Genomic DNA, 18976 nt, shown 5'->3' on the forward strand with positions numbered 1-18976 from the left:
GCTATGGTTCTACCGCCGCCCGGCGTGGGCGCAAAAAGCTTGGGAGCAATGGTGCGAGCAGGCTCGGCAGAGCCGAATACCTGCCCTGGAGTTGTTTGCGAAGCGCCTGCAAGGCTACTGGCATGGCATCTTGGCCCGCTGCCGCCACCCATTGAACACCAGCGTGGTCGAAGGCATCAACAACACCATCAAGGTCATCAAGCGCCGCGCGTACGGCTATCGCGACGAGGAATACTTCTTCCTCAAAATCCGCGCAGCCTTCCCCGGAATTCCTCGATGAACCTTTTTTTGTTTCTGGTGAGAGACCTCGATCTTCAGGAGACGCTCATGCACCAGAACGCCGAGATTTCCGCCGCCATCGCGGCAACGCTGGACCTGCGCCGTCCGCAGTACAAGGACATGCCGCACGCCTGGCGCGCACTTTGTGAGGCGGCTCATGTCGCCAGTCTTTCGGAAACCGCGCGAGCGGATTTCCTCAATCGCGTAACGACCCAGCGCGGGGCCGACACAGCCCTGCGCCTTCGGGAGCATGCTGTGTCCATCCGGGCGCAGGTCGTTCAGTTCCTTCAGAAAAGGAGAATGGACGAATGCATGCACCCATCACCTACAGCGAGCCCGGCGGACGCCGAAGCCTGCTAGAAGAGCGGCCCATGCGGCCGCCGATCATCGGCAAGATCCGGCCCGGCATCAAGGTCCTGACCAAGGCCGCGCGCGAGAAGCCCGAAGCCGTGCGGATCCACGATGCCGGCCTGGCTCGAGGCGAGAGCTTCGAGCGTATTGCGGCCGAGATCACCCGGGCGACCGGCATCAAGATGCCGATGGTGCCGAAGAACGTTCCGTGGTTCACCTGCCGTGCCTCTGACTTCGCCAACCCGGCGCTGGCCGAGGACATCGTGCGGCGCTACGGCGAGGACCGCAACGACGGCAATGGACATCGCCTCTGGCGCTTTCCCGTGGTGTTCGCGTTCGACGACTGGCTGAGCAACATGCCCAACCAGCTCGTGGCATGGACGCACAGCGGTCGACAGTACTTCTCCGAGTATGGCTCCGACGGTAGGCGCTACTGCAAGATGTACGCGCCACCTGTGCGTGACGCCCGCGCCAACCGCGCCAAGCGCATGTGGGGCGGCCGCACCATCATCCTGCGTCAGGACGAGGATGTCCCTGATGGCATTTGTGACCCGCAGGAATGCCCGCAGTACCAGGGCGGACATTGCAACCTCTCGGCCAGTTTCTATTTCGCCGTGCCGTGCGCAACGGGCCTTGGTCTCATCGAAATGCCCACGACCTCGATTTACGTCCTGCAAAAGGCTCACGCCGCCATGCAGACTGTTGCGATGGCCCGTGGCAGGCTGGTGGGCGTCAAGTTCTGGATGTCCAAGCAGGAAGTCGAGATCAGCCGTATCGATGACGGCGGCAAGCCGGTGCGCCAGATGCAATGGCTCATCACGCTTGACGCAGAAATCGACATTGCCGCGCTGCTGGACGGTTCCGACCGCCCGGTGCCTGCTCTGGAACTGGCCAATCAGGCCGCCTACGCCTTGGAAGGGGACCAGAGTGTTGGTGCAGATGTTGCCGACCTCGCCCACGACCCGGACACTGGCGACGGAAATACCCTGCCTGTGCACAGCGCAGGTGCGGAGCCACCGCACGAGGACGACGATCTCGAGAGCCAGTACCGAGACCTCGTTGCCCGCCTGGCGTTGGACAGCGATGAAGGGGCAACGCAGCTCAAGGCTTTTGCTGCGGCCACCTTCGGGCGCGGCTGGTCCAAGCGTCCGCAGGACGTGCGGCAGTTCGTGATAGAGCTGCGTACGGCGCTGGTCAATCCGCTCGCGTTCCGTGAACAGGTGGCCGCCATCGCCGCGGACGTCCTTCCGTAACCTGCCAGCCTCGTGCCGGCGTTCGCAGGGAAGCCCATTGGGCTTCCCTTTTCTTTTTCCTGCCGCACTTCGCCGGCACATTTCGTTTGGAGGTAGCATGATGCTCAACGAGAGCGAACCCTTGTGGCTTGCCCACTTCTCTGACCTGCATTACTCGCCCGGCAACCTCGCCGAGGCCGACCGGTGTTTCGGATTCGCAGTTGAAAATGCCATCGTCTCCGGCTGCCACGTGGCCGTCGTGTCCGGCGATTCGACGGACCACGGACTCGATGCGCACACGCCGGCGTTTGGATCGCTCGCGCGGCGCATCCATCGGCTCTCGGGCTACTGCCCGGTTTTGATGCTACAAGGGACATTTAGCCACGAACCGCCCGGCACGCTGGACGTGTTCAGGCTCATCGGTGCGCAGTATCCGGTGTACGTCGCTGATCGCATCCACCAGGTGGCGGTGTGTGACGGCGCGTTTCACCCGTCTGGTGGTCCCATCTTCACCGACGCGGAGTTTGACGCCCTGCTGGCCCAACACGGCATGCCCAAGGTTGTCTTCACCTGCGTGCCGACTGTCAACAAGGCGGTGCTGGCTGCGGCCGCTGGCGTGGCCAATGCGGCAACCGCGGTGGGTGACCACCTGGCCAGCTACCTGGTGGCGGCGGGCACGATGAACGCTCGCTTGCGCAGTCGGGGAATCGCCACGGTCGGCGTCTCGCACGGCACGGTCAATGGCTGCCAGACCGAGCACGGCGTGCCCATGGCAGGCTTCGATCATGAGTTCAGGATCGGAGCCCTGTTCGAGGCCGAGTGCGATGGCTTCCTACTCGGCCACATCCACCGTGCCCAGCAATGGGAGCGGGAGGGCAGGGTGGTTGCCTATCCAGGCTCCATCGGACGCTTCCACTACGGCGAGATCGGCGCCAAAGGATACCTGCAATGGGACATCGTTCCGGGCCGGGCGACCGCGCAGCTGGTGGAGACGCCCGCGCGCGAGACGGTCTGCGTGGACTTCGATGGCCCGCCGGACATGGACGCATTGGCTGCCGTTGCGGCCGAGGCTGCCGACAAGTTCGTGCGCGTGCGCTGGACGGTGAACGAAGAGCATCGGCAGCTGGTCGACCGCGACGCCATCATGGCGTTGTTCGGCAAGAGCGCGGAGCTGAAGATCGAAGCCCGCGTCCTGCCCGCCGTGCGCAGCCGTGCCGAAGGCATCAGCCGTGCGGCAAGCCTACTCGAGAAGCTTTCGCGGTGGGGGGAACTGACCGGTGTTGCAACAGGCCCTCTCGCGGAACGGCTGGCGCTACTGGAATCGCTTGACGCGCAGTCGATTGCTGACGGCGTGCTTGAGCAGTTGCGCGGCATGCCGGCGCCGGAACCCGCGGAATCGCCCGCCTGGTCGGAGGATTTCCCATCCGGAGCCAGCCCGTTCGCGACGCCCGTCGATGATGTACCAACTACGCGTGCCGAACCACTGGGCTTGACCCCTCCAGCAGCGCCGCAGATGGAGTGGCTGACCGACGACCTTTTTGCGTAGCAATACGCCAACACCTTGAGCATGCAAGCCATGTTCCGACTGCCTTTGTGGCAGTCGAAACCCGGTTTCACCCCGCGTCCTGGACGCATCGACCCAGCAGTATCCATTTCTTTCCATTGTCCCTGACGGGTGCTTCCCGTCCGGGGCGCACTCCGTCCTATCCTGAGGAGTGCAACATGGTCCTGTACCACGCCGGCCCGCAGTGGCTGTTCGTCGACGAGACGTCTATCAATCGTTCGGAGATGGCCAAGCGCCTGACCGATCAGCATGGATTCACCCCATGCACGCTGTACGAGCCATTTGGCGCAGGCCGGGGCGCGGTCATTGCCAAGCATGACCACATGCTGGTGATGGCGCTGGGCGAGGCCGGTGGTAACACCTTCTATGCCGTGGCGCCATCCAAGGAACTGCAGGACCTCATCTGGTCGTTCTCGCATGGCCTGGCTTCCCAGTGGAGCGAGCTGGAACTCCGCGCCCTGACCGGCGAGGGGGACTGGAATGCTCTCATGACGATGGCCGCAGCGCAGTTCGCGGCCGCACGCCGCTCGGTCGAGCGCGCGATCGCGGGCAACCCCGCGCATGACGCACCCACCGCCCAACAATCCATGACGGCAGACATGCCGTTGCTGGATGATGACGTGATGGAAGTGCCGCCGGACTACCTCCACTCCTTTACCGGCATGGAGGTGTCCGAATGCGCCCACTGAAGCTGACCCTCGCAGGATTCCACGGGATCCGTGACGGCATGCAACGGGACAGCATTACCGTCGACCTCTCTTCCTTGCCCGCTGGGCTGATCGCCATTGTCGGCCCGAACGGTGCCGGCAAGACGACGATCATGGACAACCTGCATCCGTATCCGATCATGCCCAGCCACGCGGCCAAGATGTCGGCCGACGCGTTTTCGTACTGGGACCACCTGTGCGCCCCGCGCGGAGAGAAGGATCTCGAATGGGAACATGGCGGCAAGATCTACCGGTCGGCATTCGCATTCCGTAACCCGGGCAAGAGCCGCAAGGCGGAGTACTACTTGTTCGAGAAGGTGGGTGGCGACTGGAAGCCGGTGCAGTTGGCCGACGGAACGTTGTCCGATGGCAAGGCGGAGACCTATGGTCTCTGCCTCGAGGCGGTGCTGGGTTCGGCCGAGGCATTCTTCACGAGCGTCTTCTCTGCCCAGAATCGTCGGCCGCTTACCACCTATCAGCCTGCCGAGATCAAGAAGCTGCTCGCCGAGCTGCTCGGGATCGACCACCTGCGCGAGTTGTCGGCCAAGGCAGGCGACGTCGCCAAGGCGTTGAACCGGGCTTTGGAGACGGTGCAGCGGGACGTGCTTGTGCTGTCCGGCAAGCGCGACACCGTGAACGCGATCGCCCAGGAGATTTGCCAGATTGACGAAGGACTCGACGCCGAGCGCGCCCGCCGCGCAGAACTGCTCACCAGCGGCAGCAAGCTGGAGCAGGAGCGTGCGACGCTGGCGGCCAAGCAGGCCGCTTCTGCCGGAACCGAAGCACGCTTGCGCGAGCTGGACCAGCGCCATCGTGAACTGACGGGCCGCCGGCAGCAGCTGGCCGGCGACGCCCGTGCTGCGGCGTCGAAGGCTTCGGCGCGGCGGCAGGATCTGCAACGCCTTGCTGCGGAGCACCGGTCCACGCTTGCACAGGCTGAAGCCATCAAGGCGGCAGCCCATCAGCGTGACGAAGCGCAGCTGGCTCTCGGCCGCCATCGCGGCGAACTCGACCGCCTGCAGAAGGAGCTTGCCGATCTGGAGCCCGTTGCCGGCCAGCACGCGGCGATCGCCAGTGAGCTAAGGGGGATGGAATCCCGCGGCTCGGTGGCGGCGCAGTTGGTCAAGACGCTAAAGGCCCAGACGGAAGTGATGGACCAGGTGCCGTGCGCTGGCCATGACATGCACGCGCGTTGTCCGTTGCTGGCCCAAGCGCGCGAAGCCAAGGGCAAGCTCGAGCCACAGGTCATCGAAGTGGCGAACCTGCGTACCAGCTACAAGGCAAAGCAGGAAGCCTTGCAGCAGTTGGGCCAAGCGCTGGCGCGGCTCAATGAGGTGCGCCGCGCCGTTGCAGCGCTGCGGCAGGAAGTCGAGCAGGGCAATTCAGATCTGCAGCGCCTCACGGGGCTTGCAGCGAAGAAGCCTCTGCTCGATGCTTCGGCGGCCGCATTGGACTTGGCGCAACGCGATCTCGTGACCCTGGACGCGGAGGACACCGAACGGAAGGCGCGGCTCGACCGTGATATCCGTGACGTGGACACGCAACTGGCGAGCCTGCAGCGCGAGCGCGACAGCCTGGCTGTGACGGACGTGACGGGCCTCGTTGCCGATCTCGATCGTCGGCTTGCAGCCAGCCGCGAGGCGGTCAGTGCATTGGACGGCCGGATCGAATCGCTGATCCGCCGGCAAAGCGCCTTGGCCACCGAGCGCAGTCTGATCGAGCGGGAGCTTGCCGGGCTGGACGGTCTGGAATCACGGGTCCAGCGCCTGTCCGACGAGATTGCCCAATGGAAGCTGCTTGCCAAGGGTCTCGGCAACGATGGCGTCATTGCCCTGTCGATCGACGACGCGGGCCCTGCCATCACCGCGATGGTCAATGACCTGCTGCTGGCGTGCTACGGAAGGCGCTTCACGGTCGCCATCCAGACCCAGACGAAGCTGGCCAATGGTGACGCCCGGGAGGGCTTCGCCATCAGCGTTCTTGACGCGGACAACGGCACGACGAAGGATTTCTCGGTGCTGAGTGGCGGCCAGAAGGTGTGGATCAACGAATGCCTGACGCGTGGAATCGCCCTGTACCGGGCGCAAGACACGCAGCAGCCGTTCCAGACCCTGTTCACCGACGAAGCGGACGGGCCGCTCGATCCGGAGCGCAAACGTGCCTTCATGCAGATGAAGCGCGAGGTGCTCCGGCTTGGCGGCTACGAGCGGGAATTCTTCATCAGCCAGACGCCCGATCTCGTGGATGAAGCCGATGCCGTCATCGACGTCGTGGCGCTCGCGGCTCTGTAGCGCCGCGACTCCGTTCCTTTCTGATCATGCCCGCATTCCCGAAAGGGGTGCGGGCCTTTTTTCTATGACTTCCGAGATGACACCATGAATGCAACGACAATGAAGCTGACCGCGGAGCAGGAGGAGTTCGTCGCCAACGCGATCGAATTGGGAAAGGCTCAAATCCGACAGGAGATCGCTTCGGGCCGCATACCGCCGACAGTAGAGACCTTCAGCGCGCTTCACGACTACGTCGACGCCAACGAATTCGGGGGACTGTGTGCGGACGATGGCGACCTACCGCGCCTCTTTCCCCGCGTCACCGAAAGCGATGCTGAAGCGTTTTGCGAGGCGGCAAACCAGGTCCAGCAGGCACTGGATACTTGGCTGGCGAGCGGGATGGAAAAGGTAAGCATGCTCATTTCGGGGCTGGTGGAGGATGCCCTGCATGCAGCCTGTCTGGCGGTGCAGCTGCGCCTGAAGATCGACCACGGCGACGTGGCCGGTGTCTTTTTCTCAGGCAAGCAGAAAGAGGACTTCGACGCGATGTTCTCGCGCTATGTCCTCTGTGAGGTCGCCATGCTCGCGTCTTCGGACGACAAATGAGTGTAGGCCTCCTCGACGGCGGATTGTCGCCGCGTGCGCTTCTCGCTAGAATCTGACTACTACCCGCGTCATCGACGCATCGACCTCGCTGGCACCAGTCAGCAAATTTCTTTCACCCATAGGGGCCTTCCCTATGGGCAAGGCTCCGTCCATTTCCGGAGCCTGTCCATGTTTATCCACTCTCGCGTTACTGGCACTGCTGTCCTTGCTGTGGTGGCGATGCTGTCGCTGGCGCTGTACTTTCGCGTCACGACTCCCGATGCGGCCCTTCTCCATTGGCAGTTGCTGTGTTGCTTCGGCGCTGATGCAGCCATGGCAGCGTTGTGTATCGTGCTTCGCGTGCGGGCCCTACGCAACACGCGAAAGCTCATGAAACTTGTTCGTCCGGGCTGGCTGTGAGCCATGCACGCACATGCCGCCCTCGCTCATCGAGGGTTTATTGCTTCCTATAGAAGGCCCGGCCAACAACCGGTGAAGCGACTTCATGAGTGTGATGCTCGTAATCGCCATCATGGGGCCCAGCATCGATGACATGGACGGCAAGCAGCCGGGCTCATGCGTGCCCGCCTATGAGGTCATGGAGCGGATTCCAAAGCTTGAACCCTGGCCAGTCTGTCCGACTCGATCCACGATCCGGTCTGACGGCCGTGGTGACATTCACGTAAAGCGCGAAGCGAATTTCTCGTTCAATCGTGCAGGTGCTGGCCTGCAATCTACATCTCACACTATGACAAAAATCATGATTTCGGCGGAACACGCCGCAAAGTTGCTGCCTCGCGGCAAGAAGGTACATACATTCATCCGCGTGTTTGCATGGGTGGGTGCAGACGTTGACCGTGCGAGGGTCCTGGCCGCCTTTGAGTCGGCCAAGGAGGTCGAGGTATCGTCGTATGCCGCCTGTCTTGACCACCACCTCGTGATCGAGCTGGACGGGATGCGCACATACATCAACACCAACCCGAAGGAGCTTCGCAGACTGCATCCGCAGGTTGCTGCTGGCTGACACTGAAGGAGCGTCAATGAACCCGATTGTCAATATCGGGCTGCATGACTCGGAGTTCGATGGGCTCTGGCGGCCCTGCGGAGGGCGCGCGCCGGCTTCAGCCAACTGGCTAGCGAGGTATTGCGGGTCGGTGGTTACGAGCGGGAATTCTTCGCCTCCCAGACGAGGCAGACGCTGTCATCGATTTCGTAGCGCTAGCGCTGCAGTACGCGCCTAAAATCCTGCCTCAATCGTGCCCGGTGCCCCAAATGGGGCGAGGGCGATTTCTATTTCGAACCAATCATGATTAATAAGAGTCTCTCTGGCGCGCTCTCAGCGGCCCATAGCGCCAGTGACCAGACAGCATCTGGGGATTCCGGACAACAACATGCCGGCCCGGGCGATGGTCGGTCGTCTAAGCAGCGATCGACGCCAAGAGCACGGCTCAAAGTACCCTATGCGCCAGCGCTGACTTTGATTCCCTTCCGGGAAAGCTGCCCAGCGGAATGGGCAGATTCATGTCCAACGCACATGGCGGGAACGCTGCCTGTAAGCGAAAAACCGGAATCCGACAATGACTCAATCTTTTGCTTCTGGATTGGTGACCAAGACCCGGAATCGGTAATCGATGAAGTCGCGGAGTTCATCGCCTGCTACTACGTGGCCGACGTATTCTTCGTTCGAGCCTTGCCAGACATGGCGCGAGTCTCTCTCGAAAAGCTTACTCGCTAAACCATCGACGGGAGGGCCCGTTACACTCCGGGCTGCGGGCCCGCTTCTTCTTGAAATCCTTCATGTTAGTTGTTGTCTTTACATGGGAAAAGGCCCGACATCTTGCGATGTCGGGCCTTTTCCGTTTACGCCTTTTAGGCGATTAAGCGGCAGCGTCTTTCAGCTTCTTGAGCGGGCGCACCTTCACCTTCACGCTGGCCGGCTTCGCGGCGAACCATTGCTCCTGGCCAGTGAAGGGGTTTTTTCCAAAGCGCTTCTTGGTGGCCGGCACCTGAATGGCCGACACCTTGAAGAGACCCGGCAGGGTGAATTCGCCAGCACCCTTCTTGTGGACCGCGCTCAGCACGGTGTTCTCCAGGTGAGCCAGCACGGTCTGAACGGTCTTCTTGTCCAGCTCGGTCTGGGCAACCAGGTGTGCCAGCAGGCTGGACTTGTTGAAGGTGTCCTTCAGCGGCTTGGCTACCGGGGCGGCAGCGGCAGCCTTTTTGGCAGGAGCGGCCTTTTTGGCCGGGGCAGCCTTCTTAGCTGCGGTCTTCGTTGCAGTCTTTGCTACAGGTTTCGCTTTCGTGGCCATGGTCGTATCTGGTTGGAAATGCGCGCCTGCAAGCCGGATCTGACCTGCAGCGCACCGGCGAAGAATAGCAAAACCCGGCGCCTATGCAAGCAGGAAATTCCCCGCACTTCACTGGCGGACTCGCCGTGAAAGGGCCCGGGATGCGCGGCGTATACGCGCGGCAGCTGCCTTCGGCGAATCGCTCACCTGGCTCCAGTCATGATGCCACCAGGCAATGATGGCCGCGGCTGCGGCGTTATTCATCTCCGCGCGAGCGACGGCCAGCACTTCCGCAGCGACAGCGTCCCACCAGGCGGCACCTTCGCCGTCACTAGCCCGCGGATCAATCGCGCTGCGGTAGATGGCTTTGACAGTGTCCCGCGGGATGTCCATATGGCTCTGGTACGGTGCCGGCATTGTTGGTCCCTCTGTAGCGCTAGCGTGTTCCGCTAGATTGTTGGTTGATGGATGGTGGCAAAAATTCGGTCGCAGGTCCGGTTGCTGGCAAGTCCGAGCATTTGGCTGACTTCGTCCCGTGGTTGGCCCGCCAGAAGTTGGCGGCGGCAGAAGGTATTGCGCAGCGTGCGCGGGCTCGTTTCGACGTTGGTGGCGCCGATCGCGTTGAGGATTTCAGACACGATTCGGCCGAAGCTCATGTCGGTGATCGGCAGACCCTCTGGGGTAAGCGTGAAAAGCAACTCGCCCTCGATGGCTAGGGCCGCACGCCGAGTGCTCCAGGCCCGCAGCGGCGGTACCGCGAAGCTGGCCAGGTGAACCGTTCGGGCGTCTCGTAGTCCATGTGCCCGCACGACAAGGTAGGGTGGCGTCGCGTCCGGCCACAGATCCGCACAGCGGGCTGCGCGCGCTTCCGCCGCGGTAATGCCGGTACCGAGGAATGCCGCGACAATTGCTTGGCTGCGCAAACTGGCCAGATCGTCAGGAGGCGATTGCAGATACGCCTGCAGCCGTGCGTCCACGGCTTCGGTCAGGAACTGAGGCGTCGGCTCCTGGTCTGGCCAGCGTTCAGCTGAAAGCAGGGCAGCGGCTGGGTTGTCCTGCCGTACGCCGGTGAAGACCAGGTGTCGGCACAGCCGGTCCAGCAACTTCACATACCGCATGCGGGTTGCCTGGGAGTATGTGCGGCCATTGTGGGTTTGCCAGAACGCGTCGACGTCGGCTGTGCCAAATGAGGCAATGGTCGTGCCTCTTGCTAGCAGATGCCGACGAAAATGCTCGAACATCGCCTGATGCTGGACGATCGAGCGCGCCGAGAAGGGGCGGCCATCAGCGCCGGCCGCTTCGCGAACCTGCCAGTCCCCGTACGCTTGCGTTGGGTTGCTCAACCAGAGGGAGTCCATTTGGGTCATGCACGCTGTTATATACTGAATTTGGCCCATCGCACACCCCTGCCACCGCTACGCGGCGGATATGACTGCCAGTGTCACGTCTCAAAGTTGTTGAGTTTTGTTTCACAGTTAGTGGGTTGGATTCTCAAAGTTGGGTAAAAGGCGGAGGGAGGACTATATAGGTGCCAACCGGTGGCAAACCGGCCGGGACGCCGCCTCCGTGTACCCATTAACTGTGAGACAGATCGCACCATTAGCCCACTTACTGTGAGAATCCAGCCCAATTATCTTGAGACACAGGAGTCCAACTTGTTGATTCTTCGGGAGCCTGTCGTCCATTTACTGTGAGACGGGACACTGCCAGTCAGTGGTCAGAACCGCGGGCGTCCATAGCGGTTGCGGCGCGCGTCGAGTCGTGCGCGGGTGCAGGCGTAGCGAGGGTAGGCGGCGTCCAGCATCTCCGCGATCCGCTCCAAGCGGTCCGCCTGCGTGAAGCAGCACGCCAGCAGGCATTCCCAGGCGCAGTAACGCATGATTTGTTGGAGCAGTGCATACCGCCTTTCGGGAGGGAACTGCAGATTGCCGACCTTCGCCCACGCCTTGAGCCCTGCATGGGCCAGTGCCACGAGTTTGTCGGGCGTTGCTGGCCCGGTTTGGCACAGCTCAACCGCATCCCGATGCAGCTGTCGGTCAAAATCGCTCATGCCAGCACCTCGGTGGACGGATGGAGATCCCGGACGCTGACCCAACGCGGGCAGATTTTCGCGCGGCCGCGTACGAACTCTTCCACTTCGACGTCGGCGGTGGGGCCGCCCGGCCCCTGGAAGACGGAGAGCACGCGAGCCTGGCGCGAGGGAAGAGCGGGCGCGGCCCGGTAGAGCAGGGTGGCGATGGCGCCGGCCTCGATCCATCCGTACCCACGATAGAGCGGTGTGCCGTTGGCATGCTGGCCGATCCGGTGGCGGAAGACCGACGTCAAGCCGTCCAGGAAAGCGCCGAGCTGCGACCGCTGCATGCCGATGCCACCACTGGTTTCCTGCAGGGCAGGCAGTGTGGGACCGTACTGGCGGGCCAGCGCGGCATGCATGACGCGCCGATACTCTTTGCCCCCGGCGAGCATCACTTTGCCGATACGGGTTGGCCACGCAGCGGGCCGCAGGTAGCGCGACAAGTCGGCCACCATTTGGTCGGCGCGTTGCCGCGTCATGGGCTCATCGTAGGGGGCGATCTTGGTGTCGGGTTGCAGGAAACCGTGGCGCGCGGATAGGATCAAAACACGGGGCGCCGCATCGCTGCGCACGTGTGCCCGGTACGATTCGTACATCACGCCCCGGTATAGGTCGATGGCGCGCGCATCCCGATCGAGCTTTGTGCTCGAGCAGGCCATCAGGAGCAGGACCGGCTCGCTGGCATCGGGGCGGGGTATTGTTGCGTGGGGGAAAAGGGAAAGCTGCATAGTCGAAAGCATGGGCATGGAGTTGCGTTGCATTGCTTTTCACTCTACAGACCCGCCACCAAAGTCAAGGCAACCACGCGCCGCCGCCTGACGCGGAGTGGGCTGACAAGACGTCGAACGGGCCCTTCGCGGCCGTCAGGTGTTTATTGTTCGTGGTGACTCAGTCGGAGGACGCAGTCGGCGACGGTGTGGGACTCAGAAGCTGTAACCTTGGTCGCACCAGTAGTGCCAGTCGGAGACAGCAAGTCGAGTACTTTGGTCGGCTCGGACCGGAACGAGCTGGGCAAGGGGCACGACGAGTTCACGCCGGTTGTGCTGTGCGCGCACGAAGATGGCAACGCGGCACAGCTGGTCATGAGCGAGGACGATGACGGAGACTCGCTCGCCAGCACGTAGCGGGGACGCGGCCATGGCCTGATGTACCCGCGCTTCGAAGGGAAAGCTTAGGCTGTCCTCAAGATGGCAGTACCACGCCATCGCGCATTCTTCTTCGGTGTACGCGTCGACCACAATCTCCATCGAGATTCGCTGTTCGTGTTGGTTGACGCCTGGCTTTGCCATGGGGTTTGGGGTGGTCAGATGCCGACAATGCGTCGCAGCAAGGCCAGATTATGTTCCCGCTTTGGTACGAACCCGTGGCTTCGCGGCTAACGCGACGACGGTGGGTGCAGCCGGGATCGGTTCGAACAGCGCCTCGATGTCTTCGGCGGAGAACTTGGCGGCGCCGGCGCCAGCTTCCGACAGGATGGCCTCGGCAAGCGCTGCCTTGTGTTCCTGCATCGCGACGATTTTCTCTTCGACGCTGCCCGCGGTGATCAGTTTGTAGACGAACACGGGCTTGTCTTGCCCGAGACGGTGCGCGCGGTCGGTGGCCTGATTCTCAACGGGGGTAGTCGTCCTTTTTGTGCAAAATCTTACGGTTTCCCCGCAAAGCCTTTCTTTATAAGGCGCTCCGGGCAAAGCAGACAGCTGCCTGCTGCCCTCAAGTGACTTCGGGAGTACCATGTCCGCCCGCGATTTCGGATCGTGTCACCTGGATGGGGGCGGAAGATGCCGGGCTTGGAATTTCGCTATGTGGGAAAAGACAGTTTGCCTTCTCGATTGTCGGAATTCGATGTCGAGTACTATTTCGCGCTGACCGACAGCGACGTTGCCGCAATCAACCAGAAATTTCGGCGTGCCGGCCGTGCCGGAGCCGCCATCCAGCTGGCATTTCTGCGGGCAAGTGGCCGTACCCTTGACCAACTGAACACACTCCCCCGTCAGCTCTTGCGCTACGTGGGCGAAAAGCTGGGGTTACCAACTCCGACGATCGCCTCGCTGCGCACCATCTATCAGCGATATCCGACGCTGTATGAACACCAGGTCTGGGCCTGCCAATACCTCGGCTTGACACGAATCGATGACGATCACTGGAGAGGCCTCGGAGCTTGGATGCGGCAAGATGCCGCCGAATCGCTTTCCCTTGAGGAGTTGATCCAGCACGCCCACTACTGGCTGTATGAGCGACGGATTCTGATTCCTTCGACACGAGCGCTGCTGAGCCTGGCTCGCTCAATTTGGGCGGGCATCGAGCGAGATTTGCTGCTGTCGATTGAGGCGGTCGTCCCCCTGGCGCAGATAGCAGGAGCCGAAGCTGCCGTGTTCGCCCAACATGCAACAGCGGGAACGACCGTGCTGGAATGGCTCAAGACCCCGCCAGCACGGCACAGCCCCTCAACCATGAATGAGACGCTGGCCAAGATCCGCTTCCTGAAGAGCCTCGGCGCGCATACTTGGGCGTTTGATGCCATTCCGATCGAGAAGCAGCGCGCCTGTGGCCAGCGTATCCAGGCTCGCCGTCCCGCCAAAGTCCGCGAACTGAAGACCTCCACGCGTACGATTGAGCTGGTGTTTTTCCTGCGTGTGACCTTGCTGGAGCTGACGGACGCGATGCTCTACCAAACCGGACGGCGCGTCTCCGACCTAGTTCGGCAGGCCTACAACAAGACCACGACGAAGCAAGCGCGCTCGGCGAGCGAATACCGGCAGCAAATGGTCGAGATCAAGGCCCTGGTTGACGATACCCGCCGCTCGGCCGAAGAACGGCTGGCCGACATCGGCAAGCTGCTTGAAGGCCTATCGGCCAAACCGCCGGCAAGCCACGCCGCCAGCGTGCGCGAAACGCTCACGGAAGACCACCACCGTATCCGCAACCTCGTGACTTCCTTGCGGGAGTTGGAATTTGCCAGCAACAGCACCGATCCGGCCCTGCGGCAGCTTGAGTTCATCGGTAGTCTGCACGACCAAGGCGCGACGGAATTGCCGCCCGATTGCAATGTGTCGGTGGGCGCGAGCTGGCGTGACCTGGTCGACGGCGAAGACCGTAAGCGCGCGTTGCGCGCGATGGAAGCCTGCGCGATCACGGGCCTGCGTAAGGGGCTGCGCCGCGGCACCGTGTGGATCAGCCATAGCCTGTCGTTTCGGGAACGCGATCAACTGCTGATCCCGCCCGCTCAGTGGGATTCTGAGCGCGACCGGTATCTGTCCACGCTTGACTTGCCGAACCAGGCGGACACCTACCTCAATCCCCTCATGGATCACCTGAAGGCAGGCCTCGCGGCACTGGACGAGGCCCGTGCGGCAGGCCACGTCACGATCGACACGAACGGCGTGCTGCATCTGTCGCCGCTCGAAGCGGCGGAAAGCGATGGCATCCCCACGCGCACCCGTGATCTGCTCTTCAAGGACATCGGCAGCGCGCAGTTTGCCGACATGATCCTCGAGATGGATGCCCGTACCAATTTCAGCGAAGTGCTGCTGGCACGCAACGGGGACGCGCACGAACTGATCACGCTCTACGCCGCGCTGCTCGCCCATGGCACCGAGCTCGACGCCAAGGGTGTCGCCGCCATGATTCCGAAGCTCGATCCGGCGCACGTCTCCACCGCGATGCGCGCGCTTGAGATGCCCGGGCGGCTGCGCCGAGCGAACGAACGGGTAGTGGAATTCCAGCGCACGCACCCGATCACCGAGTTATGGGGGACCGGTCAACAGGCGTCCAGCGATTCGATGAGCCTGGACACCTCGCGACACTTGTTCTATGCCCGCGCCGATCCTCGACGTCGCACTCATGCCGTCGGGATCTATACGCACGTGCTGGACCAGCACGGAATCGTCTATAACCAGCCCATGGTGCTCAACGAACGCCAGGCCGGCGTGGCCATTGAAGGGGTCATGCGCCACAATGAGACCCGCAGCGACGGCGGGCTGCTCCGGCTCGCGGTCGATACCCATGGATACACGAGCGTTGGGATGGCGGTGTCCAAATTGCTCGGCTTTGATCTATGCCCATGGCTGCGCAATCTGTCGGAGCGCAAGCTGTATTTGCCGCGCGGTCTGCAGGTAACGGATGGACTGTCGGCCGCCGTCTCGCCCGAGATCTCGCTCAAGGCAATCCGCGACGGCTGGGATGGCTTGCTGCGCCTAATCGCCTCCATCCACTCGGGCCGGGTGAGTGCAATCGTCGCGCTGCAGCGGTTCGGCAGCGCCGCCCAAGGCGACCCTATTCATCGGGCAGCTGATCATCTGGGCAAGATGCTGCGCACACTCTTCTTGTGCGATTTTTTCAGCAACATCGAGTTTCGTCGGGAGCTGCGCACGCTGCTCAACCGGGGGGAGTCGGTGCACCAGCTCCAGCGTGCCATTTACTCGAGCAAGGTACACCATGATCGCGGGCGCCGTCAGGACGAAATGATCGCGATTTCCGGATCGCTGACGCTGCTGACGAATCTGGTGATTGCCTGGAACACCCAGCGCATGCAAACGACGGCCGATGCTTGGCGCCGCAAGGGGCAACGGATTGAAGATGACTGGCTGCGCCGCATGGGGCCCGCACATTTCGCGCATGTGAATTTCCGGGGCATCATGAGCTTTCCGATCCACCTGTATCAAGACAGCCTGCTTGAGGTGGCACCGCAGCGGCGTGCGGTGTAGCAAGAAGAACGGACCCTCCGGAGCCAGACTGATCAGCTCCAGTGAGTATCGGTCAGCGGATCGTGCAACGTCACCTCAATGAAGCAATTGCAGAGGTCCGCGTTTTCGTGCATGTCCGCGAGCAGCACCTCGATGGCTTTCTCCAGCTCCGGCCCTGCGGTGAACGGCATGACGATTTCATAGCGGGGGCGGCGCTGCTCGAAGACGCGCATCTGGTACTGGGACAGGCAGAACTGCTCGATCCAGCGGCGCGCCTTCGACTTGCCGCGCACGAATTTGCTGTTGCGCTCGATGTATAGGTCAACCGTCAACCGCGTTTCAGGCACGGGCTTGGGCGGAACCGTGGGACGTCGCTCGGGCGGCGGCGCCGACGGTAGGGTGGCTGGTGGCGGTGCCAGCGCTGCTTCGATACGGTGCTGCGCGAATGGGTCTGCCGCGTCGATGTAGCGCATGGCCGAGCGGACATCCTTCCAGCCGACGTATTCCATCAGCATCTTGAGGTCCCACTGGTTCGCGTTTGCCCAGGTGGCAAAGCCGCGCCGCAGCGAGTGGCTGCTGTAGCGGTCCGCCTGCAGCAGCCCCGCATCCTGGAACAGCTTGCGCAGCAAGGGCACGACGCTGCTGGCTTGCAGCCCCGCTTCGGCGATCCGTCCCCAGCGATCGATCCGCCGAAACACAGGGCCCGCTGCCAAGCCTGACGCGGCCAACCAAGCCACATAGGCAGCCACCGGGCAGAGGCGCGACAAGGCAGGCGCCTTGTGCGTCGTGCCGGCGTGGTTGCGGTCCGTCTTGGTGTGCGGCAGGAAGATCGTCATGCCCCGGCCGGGCTCGACGGTGATGTGCTCGATCTGCAGCCGGCTCAATTCGTCCGACCGGAAGCCCCGCCAGAAGCCAATCAGCACCAGGGCCTTGTTGCGCGCCAGGACCTGGAGGTGGTGGTCATTGCCTGTCATCGAGGCCGCAGCAATTTGGGCGTCGAGCCACACCACCAGTTGCTCGAACTGAGCGAGCTGCAGCGGCTTGGCGCGCCGCTCTTGTGCGGGGTGCAATGCCTGGATGCCCTTGAGCACCTTCCGCACGTGTGGCGCCCGGTTCGGATCTGGGAAGCCTTGCGAGACGTGCCATTGTGCGATTGCAGCCAGGCGCTGACGCAGGGTGTTGATAGATAGCGTCTGCGCGTGCTCGGCCAGGTAACGCGCGATGCTGTCGGCGCTAGCCGCAGAAAACCACCCCATTCGACCTCGAAATGACGAATGGCTGCCTGGTAGCTTCGCCGCGTGTTGTCGCGGGTGGCGGCTTCCAGGTATCGGTCGACGTCGTGCATGGCCAAGGGGAGCAAATAGCGATGGTGCGGATGCGTATTGTCGCGCTTGTCTGGCCTCCATGACCATTTCGGAATCCTCTTGTGCGTTTCGCCACCTCGAATCGCTCCACGTCCGGGGCTATTCGTGAGGAGCTGCAGGGCGCTCTGCGCCGCCCAGCTGCCTGAACTTCTCCGTGATCGGGTCCGTATGGCGCCGTAGATCGCGAGCAGGTGTGCGGGCGCACGATCTTGCCGGTAAGGGGCATTCGTCAAGAGTTGCCCAGGTGCAACAACGCCCGGGCCGGTCGAGACCGCGGAAGGTTGCCCAGAGGCTGTGAGCCATTTCGTACTAGCGGGCCGGTTGGAGAGCCTCTCGCCAGGGCCTCACACGTGATAATCTGCCATTATCACCTGTCAAAAATCGACGAGAATCCGCTTGCTTGACGGCTCCATTTGGTATGTATATACATAGTACGTAATACGGTATCAAATTATAGGAGCACCATGGCCCGTGCCGGTCTAAGCCGTCTGGATGTCAAACGCGCCCGCGATTCGTTGATGGCCCAGGGGCAGCATCCGTCGATCGATGCAATACGTATCGCGCTGGGCAATACCGGCTCGAAAACGACGATTCACCGCTATCTCAAGGAACTGGAAGAAGAGGAAGGCGGGGCGCTCCAGCGGGCCGGCTCGACCTCCGATGCCATCCTGGATCTGGTAGGCAGGCTGGCGGCACGGCTGCACGAAGAAGCGCAGGCAGTGGTCGACCAGCAGGTCGCGGCCGCCACCGCACAGCGGCAGCAGGTCCGAGCGGAAGCCGACAAGCTGTCCGCTGATCTCGTCGCACTTCGCGCCGAACTGGCGCAGGCGCATGCCACCGTTGCCGAAGTGCGGGCCGCGCACAGCGACACGCAGACGGCGCTGCAGCAGCGGGCCCTGGAGGCCGAACGGCTGGCGCAGCAGGTCCAGGATCTCACCGAACGGCTGGCCGAACACGAAGGCTTCCGGCGCTCGCTGGAGGAGAAGCTGCAGCACGCACACCAAGCACTGGAACACTTCCGCAACGCCAGCAAAGAGCAGCGCGATCAGGAGGCACGCCGGCACGAGCAGCAGGTCCAACAACTGCAGGCAGAAACCCGGCAAGCCAATCAGGCGCTGATCGTCAAGCAGGGGGAGATCACGCAACTGAACAAGGACGGCGCACGGCTGGTCGCGGAGATTGCCGCCTCGGCCAAACGCAGCCGCGGCCTGGAGACGCAGGCGGAACAGGCACATGCCGGGCTGAACCAAGCTCGCGTCGATCAAGCCCGTGCGGAAGCCGAACGCGATGCCCTGCGCTCCGCGGTCCAGCAGCAAGCGGACGAGCTAACCGCCGAGCGTGCCGCGCGCGAGCGCCTGGCCGGCGAGTTGGCCAAGGTCACCGGACGGCTCGACGCCCAGCAGCAGTTGCTGGCCGACTATCGGACACAGCTCGGCGTGGCTGGTCCGGCAGCTTGAATGCGTAAGGTTTTGCACAAAAAGGATGGCTCTTGCGAAATCGGCGGATTTTCAACCCATTGATTCACAAGGAAAATCTGGAGGAAACCGTAAGATTTTGCACGAAAAGGACGACTACCCCGT

The 18976-nt window shown here is 62.6% G+C and carries 18 protein-coding genes and 1 pseudogene; 12 read left to right on the forward strand and 7 right to left on the reverse strand.

Features of this window, described 5'->3' with window-relative positions:
* The 10 genes from A3AG_RS31170 to A3AG_RS34445 form a co-directional block, all read left to right on the forward strand.
* Positions 1–280, forward strand: a 280-nt coding sequence (locus tag A3AG_RS31170; RefSeq protein WP_035847586.1) for an ISL3 family transposase, incomplete at its 5' end; no start/stop codon positions are given.
* Entirely contained in the window at positions 277–639 is a 363-nt protein-coding gene (locus tag A3AG_RS0101340; RefSeq protein WP_018003800.1) for a DUF7696 family protein, read from the forward strand. The genes A3AG_RS31170 and A3AG_RS0101340, both read left to right, overlap by 4 nt.
* On the forward strand, positions 588–1883 hold the full coding sequence (locus tag A3AG_RS0101345; RefSeq protein WP_018003801.1) for a recombination directionality factor: 1296 nt from the start codon (positions 588–590) through the stop codon (positions 1881–1883). Before A3AG_RS0101340 ends, A3AG_RS0101345 begins: the two co-directional genes overlap by 52 nt.
* A 97-nt stretch (positions 1884–1980) precedes the next feature.
* A complete protein-coding gene (locus A3AG_RS0101350; RefSeq protein WP_012354519.1) occupies positions 1981–3408 on the forward strand; it encodes a metallophosphoesterase family protein in 1428 nt (475 codons plus the stop codon).
* Between the two features lie 176 nt (positions 3409–3584).
* Positions 3585–4115, forward strand: coding sequence for a hypothetical protein (locus tag A3AG_RS0101355; protein ID WP_012354518.1), 531 nt, complete (start codon positions 3585–3587; stop codon positions 4113–4115).
* Positions 4103–6424, forward strand: coding sequence for an AAA family ATPase (locus A3AG_RS0101360; RefSeq protein ID WP_012354517.1), 2322 nt, complete (start codon positions 4103–4105; stop codon positions 6422–6424). The genes A3AG_RS0101355 and A3AG_RS0101360 overlap by 13 nt, the downstream gene beginning before the upstream one ends.
* Positions 6425–6508: 84 nt before the next feature.
* A complete protein-coding gene (locus tag A3AG_RS0101365) occupies positions 6509–7009 on the forward strand; it encodes a hypothetical protein (RefSeq protein WP_240619768.1) in 501 nt (166 codons plus the stop codon).
* A 168-nt stretch (positions 7010–7177) separates the two neighbouring features.
* Positions 7178–7408, forward strand: coding sequence for a hypothetical protein (locus A3AG_RS0101370; protein WP_012354515.1), 231 nt, complete (start codon positions 7178–7180; stop codon positions 7406–7408).
* A gap of 85 nt (positions 7409–7493) precedes the next feature.
* Positions 7494–8012 (forward strand): hypothetical protein, encoded by a 519-nt coding sequence (locus tag A3AG_RS34440; protein ID WP_012354514.1) that lies wholly within the window; start codon positions 7494–7496, stop codon positions 8010–8012.
* Positions 8013–8294: 282 nt separating this feature from the next.
* The gene (locus A3AG_RS34445) at positions 8295–8723 is read left to right on the forward strand and encodes a hypothetical protein (protein WP_240619769.1); all 429 of its coding nucleotides are present in this window, start codon (positions 8295–8297) and stop codon (positions 8721–8723) included.
* A gap of 142 nt (positions 8724–8865) precedes the next feature.
* Here A3AG_RS34445 and A3AG_RS0101385 read toward each other — a convergent pair whose 3' ends face one another.
* The 6 genes and pseudogenes from A3AG_RS0101385 to A3AG_RS0101410 all read right to left on the reverse strand — a co-directional run.
* Positions 8866–9297, reverse strand: coding sequence for an HU family DNA-binding protein (locus A3AG_RS0101385; RefSeq protein ID WP_012354512.1), 432 nt, complete (start codon positions 9295–9297; stop codon positions 8866–8868).
* A 428-nt stretch (positions 9298–9725) separates the two neighbouring features.
* Positions 9726–10673 carry a tyrosine-type recombinase/integrase gene (locus A3AG_RS0101390; protein WP_012354510.1) on the reverse strand — a complete coding sequence of 316 codons (948 nt, stop codon included), beginning with the start codon at positions 10671–10673 and terminating at the stop codon, positions 9726–9728.
* Between the two features lie 320 nt (positions 10674–10993).
* Entirely contained in the window at positions 10994–11326 is a 333-nt protein-coding gene (locus A3AG_RS31175) for a hypothetical protein (RefSeq protein ID WP_012354509.1), read from the reverse strand.
* The gene (locus tag A3AG_RS0101400; RefSeq protein WP_240074692.1) at positions 11323–12111 is read right to left on the reverse strand and encodes a DUF6884 domain-containing protein; all 789 of its coding nucleotides are present in this window, start codon (positions 12109–12111) and stop codon (positions 11323–11325) included. Before A3AG_RS0101400 ends, A3AG_RS31175 begins: the two co-directional genes overlap by 4 nt.
* A 162-nt stretch (positions 12112–12273) precedes the next feature.
* Entirely contained in the window at positions 12274–12639 is a 366-nt protein-coding gene (locus A3AG_RS32805; protein ID WP_012354507.1) for a calcium-binding protein, read from the reverse strand.
* A 48-nt stretch (positions 12640–12687) separates the two neighbouring features.
* Positions 12688–12960: pseudogene (locus A3AG_RS0101410) on the reverse strand (hypothetical protein); the annotation flags it as partial.
* Between the two features lie 168 nt (positions 12961–13128).
* On the opposite strand from A3AG_RS0101410, the gene A3AG_RS0101415 reads away from it, so the two are divergent.
* On the forward strand, positions 13129–16053 hold the full coding sequence (locus A3AG_RS0101415; protein WP_012354506.1) for a Tn3 family transposase: 2925 nt from the start codon (positions 13129–13131) through the stop codon (positions 16051–16053).
* Between the two features lie 32 nt (positions 16054–16085).
* Here A3AG_RS0101415 and A3AG_RS31180 read toward each other — a convergent pair whose 3' ends face one another.
* Positions 16086–17288 (reverse strand): site-specific integrase, encoded by a 1203-nt coding sequence (locus tag A3AG_RS31180; RefSeq protein WP_240619770.1) that lies wholly within the window; start codon positions 17286–17288, stop codon positions 16086–16088.
* 572 nt (positions 17289–17860) lie between these two features.
* Between A3AG_RS31180 and A3AG_RS0101425 the strand changes: the two genes are divergently transcribed.
* Positions 17861–18853, forward strand: a complete 993-nt coding sequence (locus A3AG_RS0101425; RefSeq protein ID WP_012354504.1) for a DNA-binding protein — start codon at positions 17861–17863, stop codon at positions 18851–18853.
* Positions 18854–18976: the final 123 nt, after the last annotated feature.

The organism is Cupriavidus neocaledonicus (genome assembly GCF_000372525.1).
Lineage (GTDB): Bacteria > Pseudomonadota > Gammaproteobacteria > Burkholderiales > Burkholderiaceae > Cupriavidus > Cupriavidus neocaledonicus.

Coding starts and splice junctions, on each gene's coding strand:
- A3AG_RS34445 (WP_240619769.1), top strand. CDS start 8,295: ATGATTAATAAGAGTCTCTCTGGCGCGCTCTCAGCGGCCCATAGCGCC.
- A3AG_RS0101370 (WP_012354515.1), top strand. CDS start 7,178: ATGTTTATCCACTCTCGCGTTACTGGCACTGCTGTCCTTGCTGTGGTG.
- A3AG_RS0101415 (WP_012354506.1), top strand. CDS start 13,129: ATGCCGGGCTTGGAATTTCGCTATGTGGGAAAAGACAGTTTGCCTTCT.
- A3AG_RS0101350 (WP_012354519.1), top strand. CDS start 1,981: ATGATGCTCAACGAGAGCGAACCCTTGTGGCTTGCCCACTTCTCTGAC.
- A3AG_RS31175 (WP_012354509.1), bottom strand. CDS start 11,326: ATGAGCGATTTTGACCGACAGCTGCATCGGGATGCGGTTGAGCTGTGC.
- A3AG_RS0101400 (WP_240074692.1), bottom strand. CDS start 12,111: ATGCAACGCAACTCCATGCCCATGCTTTCGACTATGCAGCTTTCCCTT.
- A3AG_RS32805 (WP_012354507.1), bottom strand. CDS start 12,639: ATGGCAAAGCCAGGCGTCAACCAACACGAACAGCGAATCTCGATGGAG.
- A3AG_RS34440 (WP_012354514.1), top strand. CDS start 7,494: ATGAGTGTGATGCTCGTAATCGCCATCATGGGGCCCAGCATCGATGAC.
- A3AG_RS31180 (WP_240619770.1), bottom strand. CDS start 17,288: ATGGGGTGGTTTTCTGCGGCTAGCGCCGACAGCATCGCGCGTTACCTG.
- A3AG_RS0101340 (WP_018003800.1), top strand. CDS start 277: ATGAACCTTTTTTTGTTTCTGGTGAGAGACCTCGATCTTCAGGAGACG.
- A3AG_RS0101390 (WP_012354510.1), bottom strand. CDS start 10,673: ATGGGCCAAATTCAGTATATAACAGCGTGCATGACCCAAATGGACTCC.
- A3AG_RS0101425 (WP_012354504.1), top strand. CDS start 17,861: ATGGCCCGTGCCGGTCTAAGCCGTCTGGATGTCAAACGCGCCCGCGAT.
- A3AG_RS0101355 (WP_012354518.1), top strand. CDS start 3,585: ATGGTCCTGTACCACGCCGGCCCGCAGTGGCTGTTCGTCGACGAGACG.
- A3AG_RS0101365 (WP_240619768.1), top strand. CDS start 6,509: ATGAATGCAACGACAATGAAGCTGACCGCGGAGCAGGAGGAGTTCGTC.
- A3AG_RS0101345 (WP_018003801.1), top strand. CDS start 588: ATGCATGCACCCATCACCTACAGCGAGCCCGGCGGACGCCGAAGCCTG.
- A3AG_RS0101385 (WP_012354512.1), bottom strand. CDS start 9,297: ATGGCCACGAAAGCGAAACCTGTAGCAAAGACTGCAACGAAGACCGCA.
- A3AG_RS0101360 (WP_012354517.1), top strand. CDS start 4,103: ATGCGCCCACTGAAGCTGACCCTCGCAGGATTCCACGGGATCCGTGAC.